Source organism: Limosilactobacillus coleohominis 101-4-CHN, from assembly GCF_000161935.1.
Taxonomy (GTDB): Bacteria; Bacillota; Bacilli; order Lactobacillales; family Lactobacillaceae; genus Limosilactobacillus; species Limosilactobacillus coleohominis_A.
In genome coordinates this window covers 529425-546177 of sequence record NZ_GG698802.1, presented here as the reverse complement: position 1 = coordinate 546177, position 16753 = coordinate 529425, and the positions used below count along the sequence as shown (strand labels likewise).

24 protein-coding genes and 1 other annotated feature are annotated in these 16753 nt (G+C 41.6%); of the genes, 21 read left to right on the top strand and 3 right to left on the bottom strand.

Annotated elements, in window-relative coordinates; all coding sequences use genetic code 11:
• Positions 1 to 31 precede the first annotated feature (31 nt).
• The 18 genes from nrdR (at position 32) to HMPREF0501_RS02795 (ending at position 12951) form a co-directional block, all read left to right on the top strand.
• The gene (nrdR, locus tag HMPREF0501_RS02880; protein WP_006916347.1) at positions 32 to 508 is read left to right on the top strand and encodes a transcriptional regulator NrdR; all 477 of its coding nucleotides are present in this window, start codon (positions 32 to 34) and stop codon (positions 506 to 508) included.
• Entirely contained in the window at positions 501 to 1898 is a 1398-nt protein-coding gene (locus HMPREF0501_RS02875) for a DnaD domain protein (RefSeq protein WP_006916346.1), read from the top strand. Before nrdR ends, HMPREF0501_RS02875 begins: the two co-directional genes overlap by 8 nt.
• Positions 1898 to 2809 (top strand): primosomal protein DnaI, encoded by a 912-nt coding sequence (gene dnaI / locus HMPREF0501_RS02870; protein WP_006916345.1) that lies wholly within the window; start codon positions 1898 to 1900, stop codon positions 2807 to 2809. Before HMPREF0501_RS02875 ends, dnaI begins: the two co-directional genes overlap by 1 nt.
• A gap of 54 nt (positions 2810 to 2863) precedes the next feature.
• Positions 2864 to 2998, top strand: a sequence feature (ribosomal protein L20 leader region).
• 43 nt (positions 2999 to 3041) lie between these two features.
• On the top strand, positions 3042 to 3566 hold the full coding sequence (infC, locus tag HMPREF0501_RS02865) for a translation initiation factor IF-3 (protein WP_006916344.1): 525 nt from the start codon (positions 3042 to 3044) through the stop codon (positions 3564 to 3566).
• A 9-nt stretch (positions 3567 to 3575) separates the two neighbouring features.
• Entirely contained in the window at positions 3576 to 3773 is a 198-nt protein-coding gene (gene rpmI, locus HMPREF0501_RS02860) for a 50S ribosomal protein L35 (RefSeq protein ID WP_006916343.1), read from the top strand.
• A gap of 52 nt (positions 3774 to 3825) precedes the next feature.
• A complete protein-coding gene (rplT, locus tag HMPREF0501_RS02855; protein ID WP_006916342.1) occupies positions 3826 to 4179 on the top strand; it encodes a 50S ribosomal protein L20 in 354 nt (117 codons plus the stop codon).
• A gap of 120 nt (positions 4180 to 4299) precedes the next feature.
• Positions 4300 to 4830, top strand: coding sequence for a YqeG family HAD IIIA-type phosphatase (locus HMPREF0501_RS02850; protein ID WP_006916341.1), 531 nt, complete (start codon positions 4300 to 4302; stop codon positions 4828 to 4830).
• Positions 4823 to 5950 (top strand): ribosome biogenesis GTPase YqeH, encoded by a 1128-nt coding sequence (yqeH, locus tag HMPREF0501_RS02845; RefSeq protein WP_006916340.1) that lies wholly within the window; start codon positions 4823 to 4825, stop codon positions 5948 to 5950. Before HMPREF0501_RS02850 ends, yqeH begins: the two co-directional genes overlap by 8 nt.
• Before the next feature lie 17 nt (positions 5951 to 5967).
• The gene (yhbY, locus tag HMPREF0501_RS02840; RefSeq protein WP_006916339.1) at positions 5968 to 6279 is read left to right on the top strand and encodes a ribosome assembly RNA-binding protein YhbY; all 312 of its coding nucleotides are present in this window, start codon (positions 5968 to 5970) and stop codon (positions 6277 to 6279) included.
• A gap of 12 nt (positions 6280 to 6291) precedes the next feature.
• On the top strand, positions 6292 to 6921 hold the full coding sequence (locus tag HMPREF0501_RS02835) for a nicotinate-nucleotide adenylyltransferase (RefSeq protein ID WP_006916338.1): 630 nt from the start codon (positions 6292 to 6294) through the stop codon (positions 6919 to 6921).
• On the top strand, positions 6914 to 7528 hold the full coding sequence (gene yqeK / locus HMPREF0501_RS02830; RefSeq protein WP_006916337.1) for a bis(5'-nucleosyl)-tetraphosphatase (symmetrical) YqeK: 615 nt from the start codon (positions 6914 to 6916) through the stop codon (positions 7526 to 7528). Before HMPREF0501_RS02835 ends, yqeK begins: the two co-directional genes overlap by 8 nt.
• Positions 7528 to 7884 carry a ribosome silencing factor gene (rsfS, locus tag HMPREF0501_RS02825; protein ID WP_006916336.1) on the top strand — a complete coding sequence of 119 codons (357 nt, stop codon included), beginning with the start codon at positions 7528 to 7530 and terminating at the stop codon, positions 7882 to 7884. The genes yqeK and rsfS overlap by 1 nt, the downstream gene beginning before the upstream one ends.
• Positions 7885 to 8628: a class I SAM-dependent DNA methyltransferase gene (locus HMPREF0501_RS02820; RefSeq protein WP_006916335.1), complete on the top strand. Its 744-nt coding sequence runs from the start codon at positions 7885 to 7887 to the stop codon at positions 8626 to 8628.
• 1 nt (position 8629) lies between these two features.
• Complete coding sequence (locus HMPREF0501_RS02815) at positions 8630 to 9787, top strand: nucleotidyltransferase (RefSeq protein WP_006916334.1); 1158 nt, start codon at positions 8630 to 8632, stop codon at positions 9785 to 9787.
• Between the two features lie 54 nt (positions 9788 to 9841).
• Positions 9842 to 10393, top strand: a complete 552-nt coding sequence (locus HMPREF0501_RS02810; RefSeq protein ID WP_006916333.1) for a DUF177 domain-containing protein — start codon at positions 9842 to 9844, stop codon at positions 10391 to 10393.
• A 50-nt stretch (positions 10394 to 10443) separates the two neighbouring features.
• Entirely contained in the window at positions 10444 to 10623 is a 180-nt protein-coding gene (rpmF, locus tag HMPREF0501_RS02805; protein ID WP_006916332.1) for a 50S ribosomal protein L32, read from the top strand.
• Positions 10624 to 10761: 138 nt separating this feature from the next.
• The gene (locus HMPREF0501_RS02800; protein WP_006916331.1) at positions 10762 to 11448 is read left to right on the top strand and encodes a response regulator transcription factor; all 687 of its coding nucleotides are present in this window, start codon (positions 10762 to 10764) and stop codon (positions 11446 to 11448) included.
• Between the two features lie 15 nt (positions 11449 to 11463).
• Positions 11464 to 12951 (top strand): HAMP domain-containing histidine kinase, encoded by a 1488-nt coding sequence (locus HMPREF0501_RS02795; protein WP_006916330.1) that lies wholly within the window; start codon positions 11464 to 11466, stop codon positions 12949 to 12951.
• A gap of 50 nt (positions 12952 to 13001) precedes the next feature.
• Here HMPREF0501_RS02795 and HMPREF0501_RS02790 read toward each other — a convergent pair whose 3' ends face one another.
• The 3 genes from HMPREF0501_RS02790 to HMPREF0501_RS02780 all read right to left on the bottom strand — a co-directional run bounded on the left by HMPREF0501_RS02790 (position 13002) and on the right by HMPREF0501_RS02780 (position 14845).
• On the bottom strand, positions 13002 to 13412 hold the full coding sequence (locus HMPREF0501_RS02790; RefSeq protein ID WP_006916329.1) for a peptide deformylase: 411 nt from the start codon (positions 13410 to 13412) through the stop codon (positions 13002 to 13004).
• A gap of 143 nt (positions 13413 to 13555) precedes the next feature.
• Positions 13556 to 14494, bottom strand: coding sequence for a membrane protein insertase YidC (gene yidC / locus HMPREF0501_RS02785; RefSeq protein ID WP_040455681.1), 939 nt, complete (start codon positions 14492 to 14494; stop codon positions 13556 to 13558).
• A 72-nt stretch (positions 14495 to 14566) separates the two neighbouring features.
• Entirely contained in the window at positions 14567 to 14845 is a 279-nt protein-coding gene (locus HMPREF0501_RS02780) for an acylphosphatase (protein ID WP_006916327.1), read from the bottom strand.
• Positions 14846 to 14905: 60 nt separating this feature from the next.
• Here HMPREF0501_RS02780 and HMPREF0501_RS02775 point away from each other — a divergent pair, with 60 nt between their 5' ends.
• The 3 genes from HMPREF0501_RS02775 to HMPREF0501_RS02765 all read left to right on the top strand — a co-directional run bounded on the left by HMPREF0501_RS02775 (position 14906) and on the right by HMPREF0501_RS02765 (position 16630).
• Positions 14906 to 15679 carry a TrmH family RNA methyltransferase gene (locus HMPREF0501_RS02775; protein ID WP_006916326.1) on the top strand — a complete coding sequence of 258 codons (774 nt, stop codon included), beginning with the start codon at positions 14906 to 14908 and terminating at the stop codon, positions 15677 to 15679.
• Positions 15680 to 15764: 85 nt separating this feature from the next.
• Positions 15765 to 16271 carry an HD domain-containing protein gene (locus HMPREF0501_RS02770; protein ID WP_006916325.1) on the top strand — a complete coding sequence of 169 codons (507 nt, stop codon included), beginning with the start codon at positions 15765 to 15767 and terminating at the stop codon, positions 16269 to 16271.
• Positions 16272 to 16297: 26 nt separating this feature from the next.
• Entirely contained in the window at positions 16298 to 16630 is a 333-nt protein-coding gene (locus HMPREF0501_RS02765; RefSeq protein ID WP_006916324.1) for a winged helix-turn-helix transcriptional regulator, read from the top strand.
• The last annotated feature ends 123 nt before the right edge of the window (positions 16631 to 16753 follow it).

The window sequence follows — 16753 nt, the reverse complement described above, 5'->3', positions numbered from 1 at the left end:
TTTAGTAAGCTAGTATAAGGAGGGCAGTAGTTTGATATGTCCACACTGCCATAAAAATGGCTCCAGAGTAATTGATAGTCGCCCGAGCGAAGATGGTACTTGTATTCGCCGGCGGCGTGAATGTGCTAATTGTGGTTTTCGGTTCACTACTTTTGAACGATATGAAGAAACCCCACTGTTAGTTGTTAAAAAGGACGGGACCAGACAGGAATTTAATCGTCAAAAAATTTTAAATGGTTTGGTGCGTTCAGCCGAAAAGCGGCCAGTCAGCATGGAACAACTTACAAAGATTGCGGACAAAGTTGAAAGTCAAGTCCGTCGTTTGGGTGAGACCGAGGTTTCAAGTCAGCTGATTGGTAAGTATGTAATGACCGAATTAAAAGCGGTAGATGAAGTTTCATATATTCGTTTTGCAAGTGTTTATCGGCAATTTAAGGATGTGGATGCCTTTATGAGTGAATTACAAACCATGATTGGTAACAACAAACGAAGTGATCATAATGACTAACTTTCAGTTAACCCCTAAAACCGGCTATGTTGTTAGTGCCGCCCCCGATTTTGCTAATAATAATGAACAAACTTTTGTTGATTATTATTTACCGTTAATGAGTCCCAATGCTTTGGGGCTTTTTTCAGCATTGCAGTATCAACTGAAGGAACGCCCAATGATTTCTGATCGCCAACCAATTACCAAATTATTATCCCAATTAAACGTGGGTATTCGGGCGATTACAGAAGCACTTTCACAATTGGAAGCCGTTGGGTTAATCAAGACGTTTACCAGAAATGACGAATTAGGGGCGGTAGCCGTCTTTGAATTGCATCCCACGTTAACCCCAGCTGCGTTCATGAAAGATGAATTACTAAGTGTTCAGTTATTAGAAATGGTGGGCCCGGAGCGTTTTGAGCAGTTAGGGACTGCGGCATTGAGTTATTATTTAGATGTCGATGGATTAACAAATGTCAGCCATTCCTTCTTTACAGTGTTTCATCCAGATCGGGACTATCTGGCAGATGATGTCGCACTTAAACGCACACAAAAACAAATTAAAGACGCCACTAGTCATCGGGTGGCCACTAATCAGGTTCCTACAGACGGGTTCGATTTACATTTTGTTGCACAACAGTTATCGGGAGCTGGGGCTGATCCCGAAATAGTTAATCAATACCAAAAACTAATTTTAGTTGAACACCGGACATATGGATATGATGAGTTAGCTATTGCTCGTCTGATTGAGCAATCGATTGATGTGGTTGATAATCAGTTCAGTGTTGAGGAATTTAAGAAACGGGCGCGCAATGCTAGTCATGTTTCTACTTCGGCTCAACAAGAAAGTCGCCCGAGTGACAAACCAGTCAATGAACTAGCAATGACCAGTTTACCAGAGAATGTGCAGGAACTAATTCGGCAATGTGAAAGCCAAGCGCCAATGGAGTTTTTAGCACAACTGAAACACCAGACAAATGGTTACGTCAGTTCGGCAGAACGGTACACAGTGGAACGGCTCGTCCAACAAAGTGGGTTATCCGATGGTGCGATCAATTTATTGCTATGGTATATTATTGGTGAACAAGGTTTGGCAACGGTTAAAGCTAATCTAGCAGATGCGATTGCAAATAACTGGGGACGTGCTGGAGTGCAAAATTCGGTGGATGCTTTTAATGAAATTAAACGGCATCAAGCCGCTCGACTACAACGGCAAAGGGCTGGACGTTCGTTCCATAGTAATGGACGAAAAGGATCAGTTAAAGAAAAATTACCTGAGTGGGCAAAGAAGGGCTACCAACCGAAAACCAGGTCAGCGTCTCCTGAACAATTGGCCGAGTCAAAACGATTACTGGCTGAGTTAAGAAAGAACCGTCAAAAGCGTCATCAAGGAAATGGGGGTGACCATTAATGGAACCACTACGTAAGCTATTAAAGAATCAAAATAGTGAAAAAACCACTGAGCAGATTTTTTCTGAAGTGTTTGCTGATCAAGATGTTAAAGCATTTTTAAATACGAATCGAGATCGGCTAACTGATGAAGATATCCAACGGGGACGATCAAAACTATATGAATATGTTCATGAAAAACATCTCGCTCAAAATGGCGCACCGAGTGTTGCTCCCGGATATACTCCACGGCTTGTGATGTCAGCTGGGCAAATTGACGTAACTTATGTTCCAACTGCACAACTATTAAAGCAACAAGCGCTTCAGGCAAAGCAGCGACGAGTCAGCAAGCGGTATATGCCAAAATTTATTGAACATGCGACCCTCGATGATTATTACACTAATAATGAAGGCCGAGCTGCGGCGCTGAATGCAGCTGTAAAATTCGTTAACGGTTACTCGAAGGGTAACTTTGTTCCAGGGATCTACCTTTCTGGTAGCTTTGGGGTGGGGAAGACCTATTTACTTGGGGCCATTGCAAATGAACTGGCAGATCAGGGAGTTAATAGTATGTTAATTCATTTTCCAACCTTTGCGGTGAATATGAAGGGCTCGATTGCTCGTCACACCACTGAGCAAGAGCGTGATGAAGTGAAACAGGCACCTATTTTAATGCTTGATGATATTGGGGCAGATGCATTGTCACCGTGGTTACGGGATGAAGTTTTAGGTGTGATTCTGGAATATCGGATGCAAGAAGAATTGCCCACCTTCTTTAGTTCGAACTTTTCCATGGATGAGTTAACCGACCATCTTGCACAAGATAATAATGGAAATAGTGAACCGTTGAAGGCGCAACGGATCATGGAACGAATCCGCTTTTTGTCCCGTGAGGTTCGGATGGTGGGACCAAATCTTCGGACAAAGGGCTAAAATGAGATTTAGTCTTGACAAAGTCAAGCAAATTGATTAATCTATTATTTGTTGAAAGAAAAGCAGAAGCGCCCGCTTCTCGCCTTGGTGACTAGAGTCGCCGGGCTGACGAGTTGAATGAATCTAGATTACGGATGTGATTTAGTATTTTCAAGCGGGGTGGTTTGCACCTCGCTTTTTTTGCTTGTTCTTTCGTTATCAAAATTGGAGGTGTATTGCCATAGCTCAAGGAATGAATGTCAATAACGGTATCCGTGCCAGAGAAGTTCGCTTGATTGATCAAGATGGAAATCAATTAGGAATCAAATCCAAGCGTGAAGCTTTACAATTAGCAGAAGACGCTGATTTAGATTTGGTTCTTGTTGCACCAAAGGCTCGTCCAGCGGTTGCACGAATTATGGATTACGGTAAGTATCGTTTTGAGATGCAAAAGAAGGAACGTGAAGCCCGTAAGAATCAAAAGACTCAGGCGGTAAAAGAAATTCGTTTGAGCCCAACGATTGATACCAACGATTTTAACGTTAAGTTAAACCGGGTTCGTAAGTTTATTGCCAAGGGTGATAAAGTACGAGTTTCATTACGTTTCCGTGGTCGGGCGATCACGCATAAGGATATCGGTCGTGACATGATTGAAAAGATGGCAGATGAGACTAAGGACATTGCCACCGTTGTTCAACGACCAAAGATGGAAGGACGGAGCATGTTTTTAACACTTGCCCCAATTACTGATAAGGCAAAAAAAATAAAGAGAAGGTAGGAAATAGTTATGCCAAAGATGAAGACTAATCGCGCTGCTGCAAAGCGTTTTAAGCGGACTGCTAAAGGCGGTTTCAAGAGTGGTAACTCATTTACTAGTCACCGTTTCCACGGTAAGACCAAGAAGCAACGTCGTCAATTACGTGGTCTGAGCATGTTAGACAAGACTAACGTAAAGCGTTTCAAGAAGATGCTTCCTTCGAAGTAATGCATACTGCTAATTAATTTAACAATACAAATCAAACTAGGAGGTTACCACTATGCGAGTTAAAGGTGGAACAGTTACACGCGCTCGTCGTAAGCGCATCATGAAGTTAGCTAAGGGTTATACTGGTTCAAAGCATCGTCTCTTTAAGACTGCTAAGGATCAAGTGATGAAGAGTTACACTTACGCTTTCCGTGACCGGAAGGTGAACAAGCGTAAGTTCCGTGAATTATGGATTGCACGGATCAATGCTGGTGCTCGAATGAACGACATTAGTTACAGCAAGTTAATGCACGGCTTGAAGCTTGCTAACATTGACATCAACCGTAAGATGTTAGCTGACTTAGCCGTTAACGACCCAGAAGGTTTTAAGGCGGTTGTTGACGAAGCTAAGAAGGCTTTGAACTAGTTCATCAATTTATTGAGATTAGGGGAACCCAGCGAAGTGACCCTAATCTTTTTTTATTAATTGAACCACCCCTGTTCAATCGTTATAATTAGATTGATTAATGAAACATGAGGTAAGACATTGATAGCAAAATTCAAACCAACGTGGATGGTAAAAACAGTTTATAATATTTCACCTGATCAATTAAAACAACACGGGATTAAGGCGGTGTTATCGGACCTTGATAATACGCTGATTGCTTGGAATAATCCAAACGGTACTCCCGAGCTACGGAAATGGATGAGTGAATTACGACAGGCGGGGATTCCGTTAATCGTTGTTTCTAACAATAGTGCACACCGTGTTGCGAAGGCGGTTAAACAACTTGATTTACCGTTTGTTTCGCGTTCTTTAAAACCGCTGAGCTTTGGGATCACAACAGCACGGAAACGCCTTGGGCTTTCCCAAAATGAGGTGGTCATGGTTGGCGATCAATTGATGACAGACATGCTGTCCGCAAATATTGCTGGAGTACGGTCAATTTTGGTACAACCGTTAATTAACACTGATAAATGGGACACCCAGATTAACCGTTTCTTTGAAAAATTTGTGATGAAAGATCTGCTTAAAAGATATCCAGAATTAAGATGGCAGGAGGATTTGGATGACTGAACAAAGTAAAACTAATGAAGAATTACGGTGTATCGGCTGTGGAGCGATTATTCAGTCTGAGGACCCAAATGAGCCCGGGTATACTCCTGCGGCGGCCGTAAAAAAGGGATTAGTAAACAATGAATTATATTGTCAGCGGTGCTTTCGTCTTCGTCATTATAATGAAATCGCCCCAGTTTCATTAACGGATGATGATTTTCTACAATTACTGAACCATATTCGTGAAGCTAATGCACTGATTGTGTATGTTGTGGACATTTTTGATTTTAATGGGAGTCTCATTCCAGGTCTCCATCGCTTTGTAGGTAACAATCCGGTGCTCTTAGTCGGTAATAAGGAGGATTTACTACCGCATTCTTTACGCCGAACAAAGTTGCGCGATTGGATCAGGCAGCAAGCCAATGTTGCAGGTATTCGGCCCATCGATACTCTTTTGGTATCGGCTAAAAAGAACCACCAGATTGAGGAACTATTAAATACGATTGAGAAATATCGACAACATCGTGACGTTTATGTGGTGGGGGTCACCAATGTTGGTAAATCGACCCTGATCAACCAAATTATTAAACAACGAACGGGCGTCAAAGACTTGATTACAACTTCGCGTTTTCCAGGAACCACTTTAGATAAAATTGAAATTCCACTTGATGATGGACAAGAGCTAATTGATACACCGGGGATTATTCATCAACATCAGATGGCGCATGTTTTACCGGCTCAAGACTTAAAATTAGTGGCACCACAGAAAGAAATTAAGCCTCGTACCTATCAATTATCTGATGGCCAGACCATTTTTATGGGTGGCATTGCACGTTTTGATTATTTAAAGGGTCCTAAGGTCGGTGTGGTAGCATACTTTGATAATAATTTGCAACTTCACCGGACCAAATTTAGTAATGCCGATACGTTCTATGAAAAACATCTGGGCGATTTACTAACTCCACCGACCAAGACCACTAAAGGCCAAATTCCATCATTAGAACGTTTTGAATTTTCTACTGACGAAAAGACCGATTTGGTTTATGAAGGCCTGGGTTGGATTACGGTTCCAGCTGGAATTGCGGTCGCGGGATGGGCTCCTCAAGGGGTTCGTGTTCTGACTCGGCGAGCGATGATTTAATAATAAGGAGTAAACAATTGAAATTAAGAGGAAAACAAAAACGATACCTTCGTGCACAGGCTAACCATTTTCAAGCAATCTTTAGTGTTGGTAAAAATGGGTTAACTCCAGAATGGCTAGCACAGCTGGATGGTGCACTGAATCGTCGTGAGTTAATTAAGGTTAATATTTTGCAAAATGCTGATGTTACAACTGATGAAGTTCGTGATTATATCGAAAGTCACAGTGATATTGATGTTGTTCAGGTCATTGGCCGCGTTCTAGTCTTATTTAAGGAATCTGATCAACCAGAATTTCGCAATGTTTCGTTAAAAGTGAAGAAGATTTAAGGGGCGGTAGTTTTGCGAGCGGCGGTTCAAACGGTACCAAAGGTTAAGTATCAACGCGTGGGTTTTAAGCGACGTAAACGAATTGGCCTCTATGGAGGCACATTTAATCCCGTGCATAATGCGCACCTTCTGGTTGCGGACCAGGTGGGGAAGGCTTTGGGATTAGATAAAGTATTGATGATGCCAGATATGATCCCACCACATGTTGATAAAAAGGATGCTATTGCGGCAAAGTTACGCGTCAAGATGCTTCAATTAGCGATTCAAGGGAACCCGTTTTTGGGGATTGAATTAGCTGAAATTCAACGTGGCGGTGTGAGCTACACTTACGATACCATTTGTGAATTAAAGCAACAGCATCCAGAAGTGGATTACTACTTTATTATTGGCGGTGATATGGTTGACTATTTACCAAAGTGGTACCGAATTCGGGATCTATTAAAAATTGTGAATTTTGTCGGCGTTCGTCGGCCAGGAGCAACTAACAAGAGCGACTATCCAGTAATTTGGGTGGATGTACCTGAAATAGATTTTTCGTCAAGTGATATTCGACAACGAATTCATGATGGTCGTTCGATTAAATATATGGTTCCAGAAAAGGTTGAGCAGTATATTAAGGAGCATCAGTTATACATTGACTAGGCAAATTACATATCAGGAAAATTTATTACCATTATCTAGGAAAGAATTGGTTGAACGGTTACAACAGGCACTTTCAAAGGGGCGCTTTGAACATGTTTGCAGGGTCGAACAAACAGCGATCGAGCTGGCCCAGTTATATAATGTTGATGTCGAAAAGGCCAGTATTGCTGGGCTCTGTCATGACTATGCAAAACAACGCCCAGATGAGGACTTTATCAAGTTAATCCATCAACGCAAAATGTCCCCGGAATTACTCCAGTATGGTAACGCGATTTGGCATGGAGTCGTTGGTGCTGAATTGGTTAAGGATGAGCTTGGCGTTCATGATGAAGATATCCTTAACGCAATCCGTCAACACACCACTGGGGGTCAGTATATGACCAAGTTAGCCCAGATTATTTATATGGCCGATTATATTGAACCGGGCCGTGATTTTCCGGGGGTCGAAGAAGCACGACGAATAACGAAAACAGATTTGGGGGCTGGAGTTGCCTATCAAACTAAACATACGTTAAACTACTTGATTGCCGCTGGACAGCCCGTTTACCCCAAAACGATTGATACTTATAATGCATGGGTACCAAAATATAGAAAGGAAATTAATTAATGAATAGTAAGGAATTATTGGAAAAAGTTGTGAAGGCCGCTGACGGTCGGCGTGCTGAAGATATTGTGGCACTACAAGTGGACCAGATTAGCCCAATGGCCGATTACTTTGTTATTATGACTGGTGGCTCTGATCGTCAGGTCCAAGCCATTGTTAATGCAATTGTTGAGATGGCACATAGTAACAAATTGGAGATTGGCAGTGTAGAAGGAAAAAATGCTGCTCAATGGGTTCTAGTTGATTTAGGAGATGTTGTTGTTCACGTTTTCCGAGAAGAAACGCGGCATTTTTATAATCTAGAAAAACTTTGGTCTGACGCACCATTGGTGAACGTTAGTGAATGGGTTAATGACTAAATGATTTACGGATCTTTTGCCCAATACTATGACGAGTTGTTTGATGAACAATTATATTCAAAATGGGCTCAATACGTTCAAGAGAATACTTCAACGGGAGGGCAGCTACTTGATTTAGCCGGTGGCGCTGGTCGGTTGGGTGTTTTGTTAGCTCAAGCAGGTTATCAAGTTACAGATGCTGATTTATCCGATGAAATGCTTGCTCTTGCTTCCAACCATGCATTGGCAGCGAATATTAAACTGCAATTAGTGCAGGCTAATATGCTGGATTTAACGGCACTAGGCTCGTTTAACACCATTACTTGTTTTGCTGACTCGTTATGCTATCTGCGTGATTTAACAGAAGTAGAGCAAGTTTTTCAACAGGTTCAGCAACATTTAGTTGATGGTGGGATCTTTTTGTTTGATATGATTACACCATACCAAACGGATGTCGTGTATCCGGGATTTATGTATAACTATCAATCTGAAGACCAGCACCGCTATTTTTTGTGGTCAAGTTATCAAAATGATGATGTTGAACACGGTGTGATTCATGAATTATCATTTTTCAATCGACTACGTAATGGTAATTACCAGCGACTTGCTGAAACCCATTTTGAACGTTCATACCCGCGTCAGCAAATTGTCAAGGCACTTCAGCAGACGGGCTTTAAAAAGGTTGAAGTATCCAGTGACTTTGGTCATGGAAAGCTCAATGCACAAACAACTCGTTGGTTTTTCAAGTGTCAGAAGGGTGAATAAGATGAAAGCAGTTGGGTTAGTTGTTGAATACAATCCTTTTCACAATGGTCATTGTTATCACCTGCAACAAGCGCGTAAATTGACCGGAGCGGATGTTGTAATTGCGGTAATGAGTGGTAATTTTACCCAGCGAGGCGAACCGACCATTGTTGATAAATGGCAACGTGCTGAAGCAGCATTGGTCAATGGGGTCGATTTAGTGGTTGAATTGCCACTAGTCACTGCAGCTGAACCTGCCGATCGTTTTGCGGCAGGAGCGCTCCGCCTTTTGGCTGATCTCCAAGTTGACTCAGTTGTGTTTGGTGCCGAACATCCGCAATGGGATTTTGAACGGATGGTAGCGATGGAGGACCGCTTTTCTACTGAACAATTTAAACAGTTTGACCAAACCTACGCAACGCAATTTAACAGTCAGTTACATGAACAGTTAGGAATTTCATTAATTGAGCCGAATGATATTTTGGCGTTTAGTTATACCAAAGCTAAACTCAAAAATGATCTGGACATTAATTTGATTCCGCTCGCCCGTCGAAACAGTCAGTATCATGATCGAACCATCACTGGAAAGATTGCCAGTGCTAGTGCCATTCGGCATGCAGTTCAGGAACGACAATGGGATCGATTGAAAAAGACGGTTCCAAACAAAACCTTTCAGCAGCTGCAAACTCAGTCAAGGGTCCCTTCGTGGGAATCCCTATATCCGATATTGAGAAACGAATTAATCCAGGCACCTAGCTCACGATTAGCGAATATTTATCAGATGTCAGAAGGACTGGAAAATCGTTTAAAACGAGCTGCTCAACACCACCTCACTTTTACAGAGTTTATTAAGGAAGCCAAGACAAAACGCTATACATACGCCCATTTAAGCCGTCTGTTACTATACGTTGTTCTACAAGCTACTGACGGTCAAGTCAATACTGCCATTCAGAATCCATATCATCACGTGTTGGGGTTTACGTCGCGCGGACGCCAATATTTACACGACGTCAAAAAACAATTAGAATATCCATTAATTGTGAAAGTTGACCAAACTCTAAATGGCGGCCGGCTTGATTTAGATTACCGGGCGGGAAAATTGTATCAAAACTTTACGTCAGTTGAGCAGGACTTGAAACACTCACCATTGCGGTTAGAAGTGTCAAGTAAAAGTCGTTGACATTCATTAGTGGTCAGCGTATAATTGGGCACGTTGCATTAGGAGGTTAGTACTATGAAATGGTCACTAAACGAATTACATCGCTATTCAGAAGAACCACTTCATTTCAAAAGTACTTTTGATCTGAAAGCATCATTAATGAAGCGTTTCCCGAATGAAGTTTTGGATGCGCAAGCAATGGATGTTGAAGGTTACGTTAGCTATGACGATGGCGATGCCACAGTCACTGCTCACGTTCAAGGACAGATTACCGTGCCTTCCACCCGTTCATTAACACCTGTCAAGTTGCCGTTAGATTTTGACTATTCAGAGACATACACGGCAGAGGAAAGTCATTTGTCACGGTATGATGATCAAGAGGTCGTTTTCTTGTTACCACATGATCATCAGACAATTGATTTTGACGAGTCGTTATTAGAAAATATCTTTGAGCAGATTCCGACGCGGGTGTTAACCCCTGATGAACAATCCAAGGATCAGTTACCTTCAGGAAAGGGCTGGTCAGTAACTGAAGAGGTTACTGATGATCATCAGGAAACTAACCATGTTGATCCACGTTTCGCTAAGTTAAAAAATTTATTTCCTGATCAGGACACAGATGATTAGCGGACGGTTAAAAACCAAGTGGATAAAATTTTTATAAGGAGGTGTCAAACATGGCTGTACCAACACGAAAGACATCAAAGACTCGTAAGCGTAACCGTCGGGGACACATTAAGTTGACTGTTCCTGGTTTAGCACCTTGTCCAAACTGTGGTGAACTTCGTAAGTCACACATGGTTTGCCCAAACTGTGGTTACTACAATGGTAAGGAAGTTGTTGCTAAGAACAACTAAGCGACCAACTTTAATTAAAGGCTTTCCTCTAGGCGCCGGACCTGGGAAAGCCTTTTTTATTTTGTAATTTTGGGACCGTTAATTAGAGAACTATGATAAACTTAATATTGATTTAGAAAAAATTGTGAAGGTGAAAAAATGAGTCGGATTTTAATCATTGAAGATGAAGAAAACCTTGCCAACTTTGTTAATTTGGAACTGAAACATGAAGGTTATGAAACAGATGTTGAACTTGATGGTCGAGCTGGGTTGGAAGCGGCTTTAAATGAAGATTTTGATGTAATTTTATTGGATCTGATGTTGCCAGAGCTTAACGGTATTGAAGTAGCCCGCCGGGTTCGCGAAGAAAAGAATACGCCGATTATTATCATGACAGCACGTGATTCGGTTATTGATCGAGTATCGGGGTTAGACCATGGTGCTGATGACTATATCGTGAAACCATTTGCGATTGAAGAGTTGTTAGCACGGGTCCGTGCATTACTACGGCGGATTAGTATTGAAGATGGAAATAATAATAACCATCAAACGACGGTTAAGTATCAAGATTTAACCATTGAAAAAGAAAATCGGGTGGTCCGTCGCGGTGATGAAGTGATTAACTTAACTAAACGTGAATATGAATTATTACTCATTCTAATGGAAAACATCAATGTGGTCATGTCGCGCCAGGAGTTACTCAGTAAAGTATGGGGATATGATGCCAAGGTGGAAACCAATGTTGTTGATGTCTATATTCGGTATTTGCGGAATAAAATCGATCGCCCGGGAGAGAAGAGTTACATTCAGACCGTTCGGGGGACTGGCTATGTAATCCGTTCGTAAAACGGGAGGCAGCTTATGGATGATCATGAACAAAAGCCGCGCAAGTTTTTTTCTTTAAAACTAAAGTGGGCGTTTGGGACGGCCATTGGCTCGCTGGTGATTAGTTTAATCGTCGTTCTAACTATCTTTAGTGCGTTTACGAGTGATCTATTGAATCAGGAGCGGACAGCGCTTAGACAAAGTTTAACGACAATTAGTCAGCAATTAGGCGAAAATGCTAATCAACGAGAATTAACTCGTCAGATAGTAAGTGATACTTTACAGAAAAAGGTACTTGATTCGCAACAGGAGACTAGTGAAGATAAAATCTATCACCGGCCTGTGCTTCAAGGATTGAGTGATGCTCACCAAAATGTGACAGTTTTTAATTTAAACGGCAAGCCATTATTTCAAACTGGTGATGTTATACAAAAATTCCAACGTGCTGCGCATCAACGAGTCACGCTAAAAAAATGGCATGGTCATAAAATGATTGTTGGTCGTTCGCCAATTTATGATAAACAGACTCATCAAATTATTGGGTATTTACAAATTGAAAATCCGTTAGTTAATTATTATCAGCACTATCATCGGATGTTATTAATTGTCGTTTTGGCATTATGTTTAGTGGTGATTTTTAGTGGCTTACTAGGTTATGGACTTTCATATATCCTATTACGTCCCTTAACGGATATTGGGAAAACTCTTGCAGTGGTGACGAAAGATCTGACCAAAGATGTTCGGACTCCCGAAACCAAGCGGAACGATGAACTGGGGGAATTAAGCCACTTATTGAACGAAATGCTTGATCGGACGCAGCGTTATATTGACCAGCAGTCCCAATTTGTCGGCGACGTTTCTCATGAATTACGGACCCCAGTAGCAATCATTCAAGGACATATGGAAATGCTAGAACGGTGGGGCAAGGATGATCCTAAGGTTTTGGCAGATTCAATTAAGGCAGCACTGGCAGAAACAAGCCGGATGAATAATCTCGTTCAAGAAATGCTAGATCTATCTAGAGCAGAGCAAGTTGAGATTAAGTTTCGTGATGCCACGACCAAGGTCGAAGAGGTTGTTGAACAAGTTTATAATAATTTCAAGATGATTCATCCAGATTTTCAATTTACTCTCGATGATGACTTACGCCAAGATGTGGAAGTGAATATTTATCGGGATCATCTGGAACAGATTTTAATTATCTTGTGTGACAATGCTGTGAAGTATTCTGCAGAGCGGAAGGAAATTCATTTATCGTTGTCGCGTAATTATAGTTCGGTCGAAATTGCTGTTCAAGATTTTGGTGAAGGAATCGCGCCAGAAGAGGTCGATAAGGTATTTGATCGCTTTTATCGAGTGGATAAAGCTCGCAGTCGTAAGAAAGGTGGTAATGGTTTAGGATTGTCCATTGCCCAGCGGCTAATCAAGGGTTACCATGGGACAATTACTTTGGAAAGCCAGTTGGGTGCTGGTTCCATTTTTCGGATTACACTACCAATTGTGAAGCATGATGACAATAATTAAGCATAAAGGGAGCGTCTATTGACGCCCCCCTTTATGCTTGTTAGTGAAAGTTAAATTAAAATGCCATTGCAGTGGTCAATTTCATGTTGAGCAATTTGTGCGGGAAAACCGTTTAACGTTATTTGCTGACGATGTCCTTGGATATCCATAAATTGAACTGTAATGGTTTGATAACGAGTTGTCGCTCGTTGCCCATTTAGGCTTAAGCAACCTTCTTCAGTTTGATATGGTTGTTGATGATTAATGATTTCTGGATTCAACATTGCAACTCGGGCTGGGCCAATCGTGATTGCTATGATTCGTTTGTGAATGCCAATCATATTGGCAGCGAGCCCAACACAACTTTCCTGATGAGCTTGCAGGGTATCTAGCAAATCTTGAGCGATCTTGACATCACTAAGCTGGGCTGGGGTACTGACCTTGGTTAAAATGTTTTGATCATGAATGATTGGTTTAATCATGTGGAAACTCCTTTATAAAAAAGACGTGATAGAAGCTATTGATAACTTCGGCGTCACGTCCTGAGATAAGTGACTCTCAAGCGGCATGTTAGTGGACACTGGAGTCAATTTACATATTGGATTGTAAGACACAGTACCGTGAATTATGAATTATGATGGTGCTGTTGTTTACCAGCGTTCCGTCGTTTAGGCTTAGTCACTGTTTTATTTTGTAATTGTTGAATGGTGTCTTGATGATCAGCTTTGGTATTGGTCATTGGTTGGGGATGCACAACCGGCTTTGGCGCTGGCCGATTTTTAACCTCTTGAGCAATTTGTTTCTTCAAGTGCGGTCGGTAGGCATTGATTAACCAAGTTTGCAGGATGGCAAATAAACCACCAATAAAGAAATACAATCCTAAACCAGCTGATGAAGTCATTGAAATGAAGAAAATCATTACTGGACTCATTAACATCATCATCCGCATTTGGGCCTGCTGATTTTTAGGCATTCCAATCATTGAAAGCCACCCTTGGAAAAGGTAAGCCACAAAAGATAAGATCGCCAACATAATACTTGGCTTCCCCAGAGGAATACCAAGGAAGGTCGCATGATAAAGATCAGGAGAGTAACGAATGGCGGCGTATAATGCTGCAAAAACCGGTAGTTGAATAAGTAAGGGGAGGCAGCCAATTCCACCAGTCATACTAATATTGTTGTCACGGTACAGCGCCATCATGGCTTGAGTAGCAGCAGCTTGCTCTTCAGGTGTCTTGGCCGCTTTTTGTTGCCGTTGAATTTCTCGTAATTGTGGTTGAATCATTGACATTTTTTCCTGCATCAATGTCGACTTCTTCATTTGACTCATCATTACTGGCAGCAGGATTAGACGAACGACAATTACGATGACGATAATTGCCCAGCCATAATTATTTCCCATCAAACTTGCTAACCATTCCATTAAGTGCTGCATTGGTTTAGCAAGGTATTCATAGACCATCCCGTATGGTTTACCACTTTTGGTCGTTCGTACACAACCGGAAAGTACGAGCAATGCACTAAGCAGGCTTCCCGCTAATAACCAGCGTCGTTGTTTTTTCAATAAACTCAATCCTTTATTTTAAAATTATACAGAAGGTATCTTACCGTAAAAACGGGGGGAATTCCAGTCAGTTTACCATGATTCCTTAATCGAAAACGTTTGGGTATCGATTAAGTTTCCTGGCTTAATTTGGACGTTTGTCACGTGGGCGTATTGATTCACCCCGGTTTGAACTTGTTTGATAAATTTACGCACTATCTCATGTGGCCCCTGAACGATGATATAGACCGTGCCGTCAATTTGATTTTTGACAAAACCGACGAGTCCAAGTTCCTTTGCCAATTGATAGGTACTCCAGCGGAAACCAACGCCTTGCACCTGACCGCTAACTATTAAATGATAATTAATCATTGTAAAACGCCTCCGCTTGATTAATGTTATAATTGCGTTACTAAAATGAGGTGAAACTAAATGAGAGAACAAATAACGTCTGTTCATAATCAACACGTTAAAGATTGGCGCAAGTTGCAAACCAGAAAGGGACGCAAAAAATTCGGCCAATACTTATTAGATGGTTGGCATCTTGTTCAAGAGGCTAGTCACAGTAATCAACGGTTGATTGCATTGATTGGGAGTGCAGAAGAGTTATCCCAACACGAAGACATTGTAGCACGATTTGAAAATGTGTATGAAGTGACACCGGAGATTATTAAGCACATCACAGAAACCAATACCCCGCAAGGAATTGTTGCTGTGGTAGAAATGCCGGATGTAAATCAGGTTACTAATCCTAAGACAGGGGCATGGTTGCTATTAGACCGGGTACAGGATCCAGGAAATGTCGGAACCATGGTCAGAACAGCTGATGCTGCAGGCTTTGCTGGGGTTGTTGCCAGCAAGCGGACTGCTGATTTTTTCAATCCCAAGGTGGTTCGTTCCATGCAAGGAAGCCAATTTCATCTTCAGTTAGTGGTAGCCGATTTAAAACGGTGGATTAACGATTTCCAAGATGATCAGCATCCAGTATACGGGACCCAGTTAAATCCACTGGCCAAAAACTTTCGCCATGTTCAGCCAGGCAAAGATTTTGCATTAGTAATGGGAAATGAAGGCCAAGGAATGGCTGAGGAATTATTAAACCAAACGACTACCAATTTGTATATCCCAATGCGGGGTAATGCTGAATCACTGAATGTTGCCGTTTCGGCTGGTATTTTAATGTTTCAGTTAAATCAGGGGAGCTAAACTTATGAAAAGTAAGTTTGATGTTCCTTTTTGTTTTAAAATCGTGTAAAATATAACTAAAAATAAAAAAGGGGTAATGATCTCAATGAGAACACCGGATGAGTGGAAAAATGACGCCCAGTATGTTGCCATTGTTCAGGATTTGTTAGCTCAACCTGCCGTTCAAAAATTAGCCAATTATACTCAGCACCACCATTCAAATCGTCTCCGTCATTCGATTGCTGTTTCTTATGATAGCTACCGAATCGCCAAGCGAATGCACCTGGATTACCGGAGCACTGCACGGGCAGGATTATTACACGATTTGTTCTATTATGACTGGCGGACAACGAAGTTTGATTTGGGTTCCCATGCTTTTATTCACCCACGGGTGGCTTTACGAAACGCCGAAAAGATTACCAACCTGAATGATAAGGAACGCGACATTATTTTAAAGCACATGTTTGGTGCAACACTAGCAGTGCCAAAGTACTTAGAAAGTTTAATCGTCTCATTAGTTGATGATTATGAAGCGGAGCATGAGTTCTTTAGTCCACTTCGGGTTCGGGTTGAGTCACGGCTTCGTAAGCGTTCATATAAAAAGCTTTCGTAAAATATCTAGAAAAAGGAGGTCAAGTTATGGAGCATTCTAATCGTCAACAGGATGATTTCTGTCTCTGTCCTCGTTTCGAACATACCTTTACAATTTTAGGGAAGAAATGGAACGGGCTAATTATCGAAGTGCTTTTCAATGAGCACACACAGCGTTTTAAGGATCTTGCTGCACACGTTGATAAATGTAGTGATCGGGTCTTAGTTGAAAGACTGAAAGAGTTAGAAGACGAAGAAATCGTTCAACGCAATACTTTTCCTGGTGAAAGCCGGATTGAATACTCACTAACTAAGCGGGGCCAAGAATTAGCCCCAGTAATGAGTGCGGTTCACACTTGGAGTGACAAATGGTGTGATTAGTTCTTGACGTTGGTTGCGGAATTAGTTTACAATAAGACCAACTTTTTAGAAAAGCAATGATGGAAATTAGTAGTCTGGTAAGTCTAGCAGGGAGAAACGATTCATAAACTGCAAGTCGTTTTT